General features: G+C 75.7%; 11 protein-coding genes and 1 riboswitch. Of the genes, 6 read left to right on the plus strand and 5 right to left on the minus strand.

All coding sequences use genetic code 11. The annotated features are described in order from the left end of the window. Window positions 1-34: 34 nt before the first annotated feature. The 3 genes from SM793_RS26905 to SM793_RS26915 form a co-directional block, all read right to left on the minus strand. Window positions 35-1,117 (minus strand): prenyltransferase, encoded by a 1,083-nt coding sequence (locus SM793_RS26905; RefSeq protein ID WP_320440867.1) that lies wholly within the window; start codon window positions 1,115-1,117, stop codon window positions 35-37. Further along, window positions 1,114-1,875 carry a class I SAM-dependent methyltransferase gene (locus tag SM793_RS26910; RefSeq protein WP_320440868.1) on the minus strand — a complete coding sequence of 254 codons (762 nt, stop codon included), beginning with the start codon at window positions 1,873-1,875 and terminating at the stop codon, window positions 1,114-1,116. The genes SM793_RS26905 and SM793_RS26910 overlap by 4 nt, the downstream gene beginning before the upstream one ends. A gap of 153 nt (window positions 1,876-2,028) precedes the next feature. After that, window positions 2,029-3,339 carry a glycosyltransferase family 4 protein gene (locus tag SM793_RS26915; RefSeq protein ID WP_320440869.1) on the minus strand — a complete coding sequence of 437 codons (1,311 nt, stop codon included), beginning with the start codon at window positions 3,337-3,339 and terminating at the stop codon, window positions 2,029-2,031. A gap of 341 nt (window positions 3,340-3,680) precedes the next feature. Between SM793_RS26915 and SM793_RS26920 the strand changes: the two genes are divergently transcribed. The 6 genes from SM793_RS26920 to SM793_RS26945 all read left to right on the plus strand — a co-directional run bounded on the left by SM793_RS26920 (window position 3,681) and on the right by SM793_RS26945 (window position 10,609). Continuing rightward, window positions 3,681-4,256 (plus strand): TetR family transcriptional regulator, encoded by a 576-nt coding sequence (locus tag SM793_RS26920; RefSeq protein ID WP_320440878.1) that lies wholly within the window; start codon window positions 3,681-3,683, stop codon window positions 4,254-4,256. Between the two features lie 137 nt (window positions 4,257-4,393). Next, window positions 4,394-4,435, plus strand: a riboswitch (cobalamin riboswitch). A gap of 139 nt (window positions 4,436-4,574) precedes the next feature. Continuing rightward, window positions 4,575-5,951, plus strand: a complete 1,377-nt coding sequence (locus SM793_RS26925) for a prenyltransferase/squalene oxidase repeat-containing protein (RefSeq protein ID WP_320440870.1) — start codon at window positions 4,575-4,577, stop codon at window positions 5,949-5,951. Continuing rightward, entirely contained in the window at window positions 5,948-6,829 is an 882-nt protein-coding gene (locus tag SM793_RS26930) for an SCO2322 family protein (RefSeq protein ID WP_320440871.1), read from the plus strand. Before SM793_RS26925 ends, SM793_RS26930 begins: the two co-directional genes overlap by 4 nt. Next, the gene (locus tag SM793_RS26935) at window positions 6,826-8,142 is read left to right on the plus strand and encodes a CbiQ family ECF transporter T component (protein ID WP_413816040.1); all 1,317 of its coding nucleotides are present in this window, start codon (window positions 6,826-6,828) and stop codon (window positions 8,140-8,142) included. Before SM793_RS26930 ends, SM793_RS26935 begins: the two co-directional genes overlap by 4 nt. Next, window positions 8,139-9,761, plus strand: a complete 1,623-nt coding sequence (locus tag SM793_RS26940; protein WP_320440873.1) for an ABC transporter ATP-binding protein — start codon at window positions 8,139-8,141, stop codon at window positions 9,759-9,761. The genes SM793_RS26935 and SM793_RS26940 overlap by 4 nt, the downstream gene beginning before the upstream one ends. Continuing rightward, complete coding sequence (locus tag SM793_RS26945) at window positions 9,758-10,609, plus strand: ECF transporter S component (RefSeq protein ID WP_320440874.1); 852 nt, start codon at window positions 9,758-9,760, stop codon at window positions 10,607-10,609. Before SM793_RS26940 ends, SM793_RS26945 begins: the two co-directional genes overlap by 4 nt. 108 nt (window positions 10,610-10,717) lie before the next feature. On the opposite strand, the gene SM793_RS26950 is transcribed toward SM793_RS26945, so the two are convergent. Both SM793_RS26950 and SM793_RS26955 read right to left on the minus strand, forming a co-directional pair. Then, window positions 10,718-11,209, minus strand: a complete 492-nt coding sequence (locus tag SM793_RS26950) for a TrmO family methyltransferase (protein WP_266269214.1) — start codon at window positions 11,207-11,209, stop codon at window positions 10,718-10,720. 13 nt (window positions 11,210-11,222) lie between these two features. Continuing rightward, the coding region (locus SM793_RS26955) for a Tat pathway signal protein (protein ID WP_320440875.1) at window positions 11,223-12,273 on the minus strand (1,051 nt) is incomplete at its 5' end.

Raw genomic sequence — 12,273 nt, forward strand, 5'->3', positions numbered from 1 at the left:
GCGGGCGTGACAGCCCGACGGCCGCGGCCGCCGCTCAGCAGCAGTCCTGGACCACCAGTCCGGTCGGCAGCTCCTCGCCGCCGAACACCGCCACCGTCGCCGGGTCGCCGCCGAGCGCCGCGACCGCCAGCAGCAGCGCGCCCGCCGTCCAGGTGGTGCGCTCCTCCGGCCAGATCGCGTCGTCCTCGAACACGTACCCGGTCCAGTACGAGCCGTCGGGGTGCCGCAGGTGCTTCTGGATCCAGCGCAGGATGTCCACCGCGCGGTCGGACTCGCCGATCGCCCACAGCGCCATCGCCAGCTCGGCGCTCTCGCCGCCGGTGACCCAGGGGCGGTCGCTGACGCAGCGCACGCCCAGGCCGGGGACGACGAACCGGTCCCAGTCCCGGGCGATCCGCGCCTGCGCCGCCGGGCCGCGCAGCGCGGTGCCGAGCACCGGGTAGTACCAGTCCATCGAGTAGCGGTCCTTGTCGAGGAACCGCTCGGGGTGGTGGGTGACGGCGTGCCGCAGCCGGCCGGCCGCGAGCTCCCAGTCGGGCTGCGGCTCGTCCAGGTAGTCCGCGACGGCCAGCCCGCAGCGCAGCGCGTGCAGGATGCTGGAGGAGCCGGTGAGCAGCGCCTCGTCGGTGGCCCGGCCGTCCTCGTCGACCCGCCAGGCGATCGGGCCGCCGGGCAGCCGCTGGGCGACGATGAAGTCCAGCGCGCGCCGGACGGTCGGCCAGATCCACCCCAGGAAGGCTTCGTCACCGGTGGAGAGGTGGTGGTGCCAGACGCCGACCGCCAGGTAGGCGCAGAAGTTGGTCTCCTTGGCGGTGTCGCAGACCTCGCCGTCGGCGTGCCCCGGCTTCCCGTAGGCGTAGCCGGCGTACCAGGAGCCGTCCGGGTTCTGGCGCTCCGCCAGCCAGCGGTAGGCGGCCTCGGCGGCGGCGTGCTCGCCGGCCGTGTCCAGCGCCATCGCCGCCTCGGTGTGGTCCCACGGGTCGAGGTGGTGGCCGCGGAACCACGGCACGGCCCCGTCGGGCTGCTGCTCGGCGAGGATGCTGCGGACGGTGCCGGCGGCCTGCTCGGCGTCGAGCACCCCGTCCAGCAGCAGGACCTCGGGGACGGCGGCGGTCACTCCGTCCCGCCCGCGCCCTCGGCCCCGCGCCCGGCCCGGTGGGGCTTGGTGGCGTAGGCGACGAAGCTCTTGCCGATGACCGGGTTGAGCGCCCGCTCGGCCGCCTTGGTGAGGGTGCTGATCACCGGGGTGCCGACGATGTCCCAGACCAGCAGCTGGTGGTACGCCTTGACCGGCAGCGACTTGTCGTTGCCGACGCCGACCGCGCACTTGATCCACCAGTACGGGGAGTGCAGCGCGTGGGCGTGGTGGGTGCCGTAGGGCTCCAGACCGGCGTCCTTGAGCTTGTCGAGCAGTTCGTCGCCCCGGTAGATCCGGATGTGGCCGCCCTCGACCTCGTGGTACTCGTCGGAGAGCGCCCAGCAGATCTTCTCGGGCAGCCAGCGCGGCACCGTGACGGCGAGCAGGCCGCCGGGCTTGAGCACTCGGAACATCTCGTTGAGCACGCCCTTGTCGTCCGGGATGTGCTCCATCACCTCGGAGATGATGATCCGGTCGAAGTGCTCGTCCTCGAACGGCAGCGCGAGCGCGTTGCCCTCCATGGCGACCGCGGACGCGCCCTCCGGTGCCTCGCCGGCCTGCTCCATGGCGGCGAACCACTTCCTGACCTCGGCGATCTCCTCGGCGTTCTGGTCGAGGGCGACCACGTCGGCTCCGCGCCGGTAGCACTCGAACGCGTGCCGTCCCCCGCCGCAGCCCAGGTCGAGCACCCGGTCGCCGGGGGCGAGCGGGAAGCGCGAGAAATCAACGGTCAGCACTGCGGACTCCCATTCCTTCGGTACCAAAGGGTTCCTGACGCCGAGTCAGAGAAATCACGGGGACGGACGAGCGGGCGGGGGCGCCGGCCGGCGCGGCGGCGGGTGCGGGCGCCGGTCAGCCGCCGCGCCCGCCCGGCCGTTCGGCGGACGCCGTCAGGCCACGTAGCGCCAGCCCGGGCCGGAGCGGGCCCGGCGGCCGGTTCCGGTGGCGATCGCGGCCCGATAGCCCTCGACGGTCAGCTCGGCGGCGCGCTCCCAGGTGAACCGGGCGAGCACCCGCTCCCGGCCCGCCGCGCCGAGCGCCGCGCGCAGCTCCGGGTCGTCCAGCAGCCGGCCGAGCGCCGTCGCGAGCGCGTCCGGGTCGCCCGGGGGCACCGCCAGGCAGCTCTCGCCGTCCGGACCGGCCACCTCGGGGATCGCGCCGCCGGTGGTGGCGACGAGCGGGGTCGCGGTGGCCATCGCCTCGGCGGCCGGCAGCGAGAAGCCCTCGTACAGCGACGGCACGCAGGCCACCTCGGCCGAGCGGTAGAGGTCGACCAGCTCCCGGTCGGTCAGGCCGTGCCGGAACTCGATGTGCGGCTCCAGCCCGAAGGCGCGCACGGCGCGGGCGATCGGGCCGTCCTCCTTCTGCGGCTTGCCGACCACGACCAGGTGCGCGTCCCGTTCGGTGCGGACCTTCGCCAGCGCCTCGACCAGGTGCACCAGGCCCTTGAGCGGGACGTCGGCGCTGGAGGTGGTGACGATCCGTCCGGGCACCCGGGCGACCTCGTCCGACGGGGACCACAGCCGGGTGTCTGCGCCGATCGGCACCACCGAGACGGCGTCCGGGGCGGCGCCCAGGTGCTCGGCGATCTCGCGCTTGGAGCTGCCGGAGACGGTGATGATGTGGTCCAGCCGGGCGGCGACCCGGCGCTGCATCCGGGTGAAGGCGTACCAGCGGCGCAGCGACAGCCGCTTCAGCCGGCCCGGGGCCGCGTCCAGTTCGACCCGGCGGTCCACCGTGATCGGGTGGTGGATCGTGGTGACCAGCGGGAAGCCGTGCCGGGCCAGGCCGAGCAGGCCGTAGCCGAGCGTCTGGTTGTCGTGCACCACGTCGTAGCGGCCGCGGTGCCGGGCCAGGTACTGGCGGGCGCGCAGCGAGAAGGTCAGCGGCTCGGGGAAGCCGCCGGTGCGCATGGTGGCGTACTCCAGGACGTCCACCGGCCCCCGGTACTCCTCGCGCGCCGGGGTGCGGAAGGGGTCGTCGGCGCGGTAGAGGTCCAGACTGGGCAGCTCCACCAGCCGGACCGAACCCGGCCCCTCGACCTGGTCCAGGACGGGGTACGGCTGGGCGCCGATCACGTCCACATGGTGGCCGAGCCGGGCCAGCTCACGGGAGAGGTGCCGTACGTAGACGCCCTGACCGCCGCAGAACGGGTCGCCGCGGTACGAGAGCAGGGCAATCCGCAGCGGCTGCGCGGTCATCGTCGGCCCTCATCTCTGCTGCTGTCTGTGCTGCCGGTCGGTAAAGTAGATCAGGTTTCAGTGTGGTGTGGAGTTCACCGGTGACCCTGTGAACAATGAGAGACCTCGAAGATACCGGCCCGTAGCTTCCGCCCAGGATCCAGGGCTGGTGATTCGCGCCACGCCCGGCCGCCACGCCCGGCCGACCGTGCCCGTCCGGAGCAGCCCCACCACTCTCGCGCCCGGGAGCGTCCTTGCCGTCACCGTCCTCACCCCCGCCCGCACCGCCCGCGCCGCAGGCGTCCGACCCCTCCGCCACCCCCTCGTCCGGCGCCGCCCCGGCGCCGCTCCCGGCCGCCCCGATGGCACCCCCGCTGACCGCCCGGCAGGCCGAACGGCGGCGGCGGATCCTGCGGACCGCGACCACGCTGGCGGCCCGCGGCGGCTACGACGCGGTCCAGATGCGGGAGGTGGCGGAGGGCGCCCAGGTGGCTCTGGGCACGCTCTACCGGTACTTCCCGTCGAAGGTCCACCTGCTGGTCGCGGTCATGCTGGAGCAGCTGCGCGGCCTCCAGGAGCAGGTCCGGCGGCACCCGCCGACCGAGCGCGAACCGGCGCCGCGGGTCGCCGAGACGCTGACCCGGGCGTTCTACGCGCTGCAGCGCGAGCCGCTGCTGGCCGAGGCGATGGTCCGCGCGCTCTCCTTCGCCGACCGCTCGGTGGGCGCCGAGGTGGACCAGGTCTCCGCCACCACCGGGCAGCTCATCCTGGACGCCATCGGGCAGTCCGGACCGCCCACCGGGAGCCAGCGTGCCGCCGTCCGGGTGATCGAGCACACCTGGCACGCGGCACTCGTCGCCTGGCTGTCCGGCCGCGCCTCGATCGCCGAGGTCAGGGCCGACCTGCACACCGCCGCCCGGCTGCTGGAGCTGCCCTGAGGCCCGGCCGCCCCCGGCCCGGCGGGGGCCCGTCGAACTGGAACCTGTTCTCACCCCGACCGCGTCCGGGCGCCCGGCCCGGCGGCTAAAGTCGACGGGCAGGACAACTCCGTCCCGCTTCTCCGACCCCGGGGAAGGCCGGTGCGAATCCGGCGCCGTCCCCGCGACCGTGAGCCCGGCGCCCGCCCGCCGGTGAGCCGACGCACCCGGGGAGGGGCGGGCGGGCCCACGCCGGGCGGACCACCGCCGGGCACCGTCGAGGTCCACGGAACGGCCGGTCCCGGCCGGTACCGCTCATCGAAAGGCACAACTCCGATCATGCTGACCGCCGCCCGCGCGGGCGCCGCCGCCCTGACCGCCGCCCTGACCGCCGCGCTGCTCGCCGGCGCCGCCGCCACCCCGGCGTTCGCCGACGTCCCGAGCCCCACCGCGAGCCTCGGCGCCGCTCCGCTCCCCGACGGCCTGTACGGCAAGGGCGACCCCACCTACGACGCGGTGTGGCGGCAGTCCCTCGCCCTGACGGCGCTGACCGCCGCCAAGGTGACCCCGGCCGACTCCGCCGTCTCCTGGCTGACCGGACAGCAGTGCGCGGACGGCGGCTGGCCCTCGTACCGCGCCGACGCCGCGACGGCCTGCGACCCGGCGTCCGAGGACAGCAACGCGACCGCGCTGGCGATCCAGGCGCTGACCGCCCTCGGCGGACACCAGGACGCCGTGGACAAGGGCGTCCAGTGGCTCAGGGCCAACCAGAACGCGGACGGCAGCTGGGCCTACAACCCCGGCAACCCGGGCGACGCCAACTCCACCGGCCTCGCCGTCAACGCCCTGATCGCCACCAAGGCCGACCCGGCGGGCGTCGCCAAGGCCGGCCGCAACGCCTTCGACGGGCTCGCCGTCTTCCAGCTCGGCTGCGCCGCTCCCGCCGACCAGCGCGGTGCCTTCGTCTACCAGACCGCCCCGGCCGGCGCCCCCGCCGCCGAGGCCAACGCCCTCGCCAGCGGCCAGGCCGCGCTCGCCGCAGCCGGCGGGAAGCTGCCGGTCGCCAACGGCAACCGGACCGACGCCGCCCCCAAGGCCCTGGCCTGCGCCGACGGTGGCTCCACCGCCACGGCCACCGCCACGGCCACCGCCACCGCCACCGCCACGGCCACCGCCATCGCCGCCGCTGCCGTCCCCCGGGCGGACTCCGGCGAGGCGGCGGGCGCCCACCTCACCGCGCAGCTCGCGGCGGGCGGCCGGCACCTGACCCTGAACATGCCCGGTGCCACGCCCACCCCCGACTACACCGCCACCGCCTGGGCGGCGCTCGGCCTGGTCCAGGGCGGGCACCCGCAGCAGGCCGCGGGGGCCGTCGACTGGCTGGCCGAGGAGGGCGGGAACTGGACCAAGGGCGGCAGCGACGCCGCCGCCACCGCCACCCTGGTGCTGGTCGCTCAGGCCGCGCAGCGCGACCCGGCCGCCTTCGGCGGGACCGACCTGGTCAAGCAGCTGACCGCGCTCGGCCCGGCGCCCAAGGCCGTCGGTGCGGCGTCCGCCGGTGCCTCCGCGTCGGCCTCGGCCTCGGCCGAGAAGGACAAGGACAAGGACAAGGACAGCGGTATCGGCAAGTTCTGGCTGCTCGGTATCGGTCTGCTGATCGGCATCGGCGGCGGGCTGGTGCTCAGCCTCCAGCGCAAGCGCGGCGCGAAGCTGTGACCCCTCCCGGCCGGGACCGGGAAGCGCGTCCGACCACGGCCGCGGTCCCGGCCGCTGCCACCGGCACGGCCACGGCCACCGCCGCCACCGCCACCGCCACCGCCACCGCCACCGCCACCGCCACCGCCACCGCCGTCCTCGTCGAGGACGAGGACGAGGCGGCGGCGGGACGGCGGCGGGTGGCGCGGGCGGCCCTGCGCTTCCTGGCCGGGACGGTCGCCGGCCTGCTGATCGTGCTCCTGCTCGGCGCCGCGCCGGCGCAGGCCGCCGGCTACCGGTACTGGTCGTTCTGGCGGTGGTCCGACGGCGGCTGGGTGTACCAGCAGCAGGGCCCCGCCGTGCACGTCCCGGCGGACGGCGCGGTCGAGGGCTGGCGGTTCGCCGTCAGCCCCGACGACGGCCGGCAGGCCACCCGGCCCGGTCCGGCCGGGGACTTCGCCGCCCTCTGCGCCGGTACGCCGGCCGAGGCCGGGCGCAAGCGGGTGGCCGTGGTGCTGGACTTCGGCGGCCCCGCCGACGCGCCCGCCCGCGAGACCCCGCCGGAGCCCCGGACCGCGTGTGCCGTCGTGCCGGCCCGGGCCGGCTCGGCGGAGGTCCTGGCCGTCGTCGCCCCGCCGCTGCGGTACGACGGCAACGGACTGCTCTGCGCCATCGCCGGCTATCCGCGCACGGGCTGCGGCGAGCAGTTGGGCGGGGCGGCCCGGCCGACCGGCACCGCGGCCCCCTCGACCGGAGCCACCGGCGCCGACCCCGCCGGGGCGAGAGCGGCCGGGGCCTCCCCCGGGGCCGCCGGACCCGCCCTCGGGGTCGGCGCCGGCCTGGCCCTCGTCCTCGCCGTGGCCGTGGGCGCCCGTTGGCAGTCGCGCCGCCGCCGATGAGTCAGGCCGCCGCCCGAACCCGGCCCCGCCGACCCGCCGCCGCCCCACTCCGGACCGACCCCCTGGACCCCACCGTGCCCACACCCCGCGCCGCCCGCCGCCGACCGGCCGCCGGACCTCGCCAACTGCACCCCGGGGCCTGGTGGTTGTGGGCACTCGGCCTGGGCGCGGCCGCCACCCGCAGCACCAATCCGCTGGTCCTGCTGCTCCTCGCCGCCGTCGCCGGCTACGTCGTCGCCGCCCGGCGCGGTGACGCTCCCTGGTCGCGCTCCTACGGCGCGTTCCTGCGGCTCGGCCTCCTGGCGCTCGGCATCCGGCTGCTGTTCGCCGTCCTCCTCGGCTCGCCGGTCCCCGGCACCCACGTCCTCCTCACCCTCCCCGAAGTCCCGTTGCCCGCCTGGGCGCAGGGCGTCCGGATCGGCGGCCGGGTGACCGCCGAAGGACTGCTCGCCGCGCTGTACGACGGGCTGCGGCTGGCCACCCTGCTGGTGTGCGTGGGCGCCGCGAACGCCCTCGCCAGCCCGGCCCGGCTGCTGCGCACCCTCCCCGGGGCGCTCTACGAGGCGGGCGTGGCCGTCGTGGTCGCGATGACCTTCGCGCCCAACCTGGTGGCCGACGTGCAGCGGCTGCGCGCCGCCCGCCGTCTGCGCGGCCGTACCGACCGGGGCGTGGCCGCCGTGCTCAGCGTCGGACTGCCCGTCCTGGAGGGCGCGTTGGAGCGCTCGGTGGCGCTGGCGGCGGCGATGGACACCCGCGGCTTCGGGCGCACCGCCGCCGTGCCGCGCCGGATCGCCGTGCTCACCGCCGGGCTGACCCTGGCCGGACTGCTCGGCGTCTGCCTGGCCGCGTACGGGCTGCTGACGGCGGGCGGCGCCGGCTGGGCGGCGCCGGTGCTCGTGATCGGCCTGGCCGCCGCCTTCGCCGGGCTGCTGCTGGGCGGGCGGCGTTCGGTCCGGACCCGCTACCGGCCCGACCCCTGGGCACTGCCGGAGTGGCTCACCGCCGGGTCCGGGGTCGTGGTGGCGGCGGCGACGGCCTGGCTGGCCGCGCTGGACCCGCTCGCCTTCGCCCCCACCGTCGTGCCGCCGACCGCGCCGGTACTGCCGGTCGCCGCGGCGGCGGCCGTCCTGGTCGGACTGCTCCCCGCCTTCGTCACCCCCGTACCGCCGGACACCACCGGCGGCACCGGCAGCACCGCCGGAAGCACCACCGAAACCACCGCCACCACCGCCACCACCGCCACCAGGGCCACCAGGGCCACCGAGGCCGTCGGCACCGCCAAGACCCCGTCCGGGCCCGGGAGGACTCCGTGATCACCTTCGAACAGGTCGGCGTCCAGTACGCCGACGCCGAGGCGCCCGCGATCGACGGCGTCGATCTGACCGTCCCCGAGGGCGAACTCTGCCTGCTCGTCGGCCCGTCGGGCTCCGGCAAGTCGACCCTGCTGGGCACCGTGAGCGGCCTCGTCCCGCACTTCACCGGCGGCGTGCTGCACGGCCGGGTCACCGTCGGCGGGCGCGACACCCGCTACCACCGGCCGCGCGAACTCGCCGACCTGGTCGGCACGGTGGGCCAGGACCCGAGGGCGCACTTCGTCACCGACACGGTCGAGGACGAACTCGCCTACGGCATGGAGTCCCTGGGCCTGCCGCCGGACGTGATGCGGCGCCGGGTCGAGGAGACCCTCGACCTCCTGGGCCTGGCCGAGCTGCGGCAGCGGGCGCTCGGCTCGCTCTCCGGCGGCCAGCAGCAGCGGGTCGCCATCGGCTCGGTGCTCACCGTCCATCCGAAGGTGCTGGTCCTGGACGAGCCGACCTCCGCGCTCGACCCGGGCGCCGCCGAGGACGTGCTCGCGGTGCTCCAGCGGCTGGTCCACGACCTCGGCACCACCGTGCTGATGGCCGAACACCGGCTGGAGCGCGTGGTCCAGTACGCCGACCAGGTCCTGCTGCTGACCCCCGGCGCGCCGCCCGTCCTGGGCGAGCCCGCCGAGATCATGGCGCACTCACCGGTCCACCCGCCGGTGGTCGGGCTCGGCCGGCTGGCCGGCTGGCACCCGCTGCCGCTCACCGTCCGCGACGCCCGCCGCCGGGCGGCCGGCCTCCGCGCCCGGCTGGACGGCCACCGGCCGCCCGCCGCGGACGCCGCCACGGCCCCCGGCACCCCGCTCGCCACCGCTTCCCGCCTGGTGGTCCGACGCGGCGCCGTCCCGGCCCTGCGCGGCGTCGACCTCACCCTGCACGCCGGGACGATCACCGCGCTGATGGGCCGCAACGGCGCCGGCAAGTCCACCCTGCTCGGCGCCCTGGTCGGCCTGCACGCGCCCGCCTCCGGATCGGTCACCGTCGGCGGACGCACCCCGCACCGCACCCGGCCCGCCGAACTCGTCCGCCACGTCGGCCTCGTCCCGCAGGACCCGCGCGACCTGCTGTACGGCGAGAGCGTCACCGCCGAGTGCGCCTCCGCCGACCACGACGCGGGCGCCGAACCCGGCACCTGCCGCGCCCTGGTGGAGCGGCTGCTGCCCGGCCTGCCCGACGCCGTCCACCCGCGCGACCTCTCCGAGGGCCAGCGGCTCACCCTCGCCCTGGCGGTGGTACTGACCGCCCGCCCGCCGCTGATCCTGCTCGACGAGCCCACCCGCGGCCTCGACTACGCGGCCAAGGCCCGGCTGGTCGAGATCCTGCGCGGCCTCGCCGCCGAGGGCCACGGCGTCCTGCTCGCCACCCACGACGTCGAGCTGGCCGCCGAACTCTCCGACCGCACGGCCGTCCTGGCCGACGGCGAGATCGTCGCGGACGGCCCGACCCCCGAAGTGGTGCTCGGCTCGCCGGCCTTCGCCCCGCAGGTCGCCAAGATCCTCGCCCCGGGCCCCTGGCTCACCGTCCACCAGGTCGCCGAGGCCCTCGACCGGATCGGGCCCGCCGCATGACCCCGCCGACCCCGCTCGCCCGCCCGGTCCCGCTCGGCCGCCGCTCGGTCCTCGCCCTGGCCCTGACCTCCCTGGTCGGCGTGGCCGGCTTCGGCTGGCCGCTGCTCGCCTCCGCACGGTCCGCCCTGGTCGGCCACTCCGCCGACGCCCCCTGGCTGTTCGCCCTCCTGCTCCCGCTGCTCCTCGCCGTCGTCGTCGCCCAGATCTCCGAGGGCCGCACGGCGGGCGGCGGGGCCCCCGGGCTGGACGCCAAGTCCGTCGCGCTCCTCGGCGTCCTCGCGGCCGCGGGCGCCGCCCTGCGCCCCCTCGGCGCGGGCACGGCCGGACTGGAGCCGATGTTCTTCCTGATGGTGCTGTCCGGCCGGGTGCTCGGACCGGGCTTCGGCTTCGTCCTCGGCGCGCTGTCGATGTTCGCCTCCGCGCTGCTCACCGGCGGCGTCGGGCCCTGGCTGCCGTTCCAGATGCTCGCCATGGGCTGGGTGAGCCTCGGCGCCGGCCTCCTCCCCGGCCCGGCCCGGCTGCGCGGGCGCCGCGAACTCGCCCTGCTCGCCGCCTACGGGGCCGTGGCCTCGCTGCTCTACGGGGTGGTCATGAACCTCCAGGGCTGGCCCTACATCGCCGGCCTCGCCGGCTCGGTCTCCTTCGTCCCCGGCGACCCGCTGCCGGAGAACCTGGTCCGCTTCGCCGCCTACTGCCTCACCACCTCCCTCGGCTGGGACCTCCCCCGCGCCGCCCTCACCGTGGTCCTCTGCCTCACCCTCGGCACCCCCGTCCTGCGCGCCCTGCGCCGCGCCACCCGCCGCGCCGCCTTCACCGCCCCGGTCGCCTTCCGGCCTCCGGCCGACTGACAGCGGCGCGCTCCGGCGCCGGAGCAACCACCTTCGGCCTGCGGGCCACCGCCCCGATCGGGTACGGCGAGGAGGGCCCGGTCACGATCGGACAGTCACGGTCCGTCGTCAATCACCGGCCCCGGGCGCAAAGTAGTCACGGAGCATGACAGTCGTCCATTCGGCCTGGTGCTGCTCTCCACGGGGTCCCATCTCACCGAACCACGGCTTCACGTCCAGGACCGGCGTGCCGTCGACAGCATCGAGGTCCTCGACGTGCAGGTCCAGCCCGTCGACCTTGAGCAGGCGGCAGCGTGACACACCCAGCCAGTTCAGGCGCCGCATGTTGCGGTGACCGAAGATCCCGACCTCCGGCCACTCCGGGTTGTCCCGGGGCCGACGGGCACCGAGGTTCAGGTCGGTCGGGTCGGTGAGGTGGAAACGGAAGACGATCTCCAGGTGCGAGAACTCCTCAAGGCCCTTGGTCGCGTCGGCGGTGAAGCGGGATCCGTCCAGCCGGACGATCGCGCGGGTGCCGCCCCAGAAGTCGTCAGTGGGTTCGATCCGACCGCCGACCACCTGGCCCAGCGCCTCGACCTCGAACGTTGCACCGTCTGCCATCAGTGACTCCTCGTCAGGCCGTTTCGGAAAGGTACGCGGCAGCGCGCGCGTCGATCTCGCAGATCGCCGCGCTACCGCGCCGCCGATGGGGGGAGAGCAGGGTGCGCATGTCGGCGGCGGCCTGGCGGGTGCGGCCGGACCGCACGCCGTCCATGGCGTCGAGTGCCTGGGACCAGGTGGCGCAGGCCCGGTCGATGTTGTTCATCTGCGCGTGGACGGAGCCGAGGTATCCCAGCGTCACCGCGTGGGTGCGGGTGAAATTCGTCGCCCTGCGGGTGCGGACGCTGTGCTGGAACTCGCGCACGGAGCCGTCGAGGTCTCCGATGTCGCGCAGGGTGCACGCGGTCTCGTGGGCCAGGCTGGCCTCACCGAAGAAGAACACCCGGTCCGGCTCGGCAATGTCGTCGCTCGCGGCGGACAGGTCGCCCTCGGCCCGCAGCAGCGCCTTGGCAGCGGCGTTCTTGCGCCCGGCTGCAGCCAGGCTCCGGGCGTGGACGACGCCGAGGAGAGCCCGCTCTCTTGGGGAGGCGAGCGCGTACCGATCGCCGTCGACGGATGCGGCGGCGAGGTCGAGAGCCTGCTGATGGTGTCCGAGGTCGATGGCCTGGTGTGCCATCGCTCGCAGCACGTGGGCGGCCATCGGCGGATCGTCGGCCTCGGCCGCGAGTTTCACCGCCTCGGCGAAGTACCGCTGCGCCATCGCGTGCTGGCCACCGTCGAACGCCATCCAGCCTGCCAGGTAAGCGAGTTCGCTGGCTGCGGAGAAGAGGTCACGGCGTACCCTCTCGTCGGTGAACTTCCCCCGCAGGTAGGCGGTGACGTCGGTCGCCAGGTACTGCACCACGGACAGCCAGGCGTGACCACCGCCTCGCCGTTGATCGACCTGCGAGAACAGGGTGGTCATATCGCGGACGGCTGCCAGGTCGCCAGGGCCCACCCGCCGGGTTGCGGCGGAGCTGCGCGCACTGCCCCGCTCGGCCATGCGTTGCCACCAGTCTTCGCCAGGCAGGGAGAGCCCGGCCACTGAGTAGACCGCCACCCCCAGCGCCCGCCTGCGTTCCACG

The organism is Kitasatospora purpeofusca (genome assembly GCF_034043715.1).
GTDB lineage: Bacteria > Actinomycetota > Actinomycetes > Streptomycetales > Streptomycetaceae > Kitasatospora > Kitasatospora purpeofusca_A.

What these genes read in the sequence shown, in the direction of transcription:
- SM793_RS26915 (WP_320440869.1), bottom strand. Translation starts at nt 3,339, where the DNA reads ATGACCGCGCAGCCGCTGCGGATTGCCCTGCTCTCGTACCGCGGCGAC.
- SM793_RS26920 (WP_320440878.1), top strand. Translation starts at nt 3,681, where the DNA reads ATGGCACCCCCGCTGACCGCCCGGCAGGCCGAACGGCGGCGGCGGATC.
- SM793_RS26925 (WP_320440870.1), top strand. Translation starts at nt 4,575, where the DNA reads ATGCTGACCGCCGCCCGCGCGGGCGCCGCCGCCCTGACCGCCGCCCTG.
- SM793_RS26935 (WP_413816040.1), top strand. Translation starts at nt 6,826, where the DNA reads ATGAGTCAGGCCGCCGCCCGAACCCGGCCCCGCCGACCCGCCGCCGCC.
- SM793_RS26945 (WP_320440874.1), top strand. Translation starts at nt 9,758, where the DNA reads ATGACCCCGCCGACCCCGCTCGCCCGCCCGGTCCCGCTCGGCCGCCGC.
- SM793_RS26950 (WP_266269214.1), bottom strand. Translation starts at nt 11,209, where the DNA reads ATGGCAGACGGTGCAACGTTCGAGGTCGAGGCGCTGGGCCAGGTGGTC.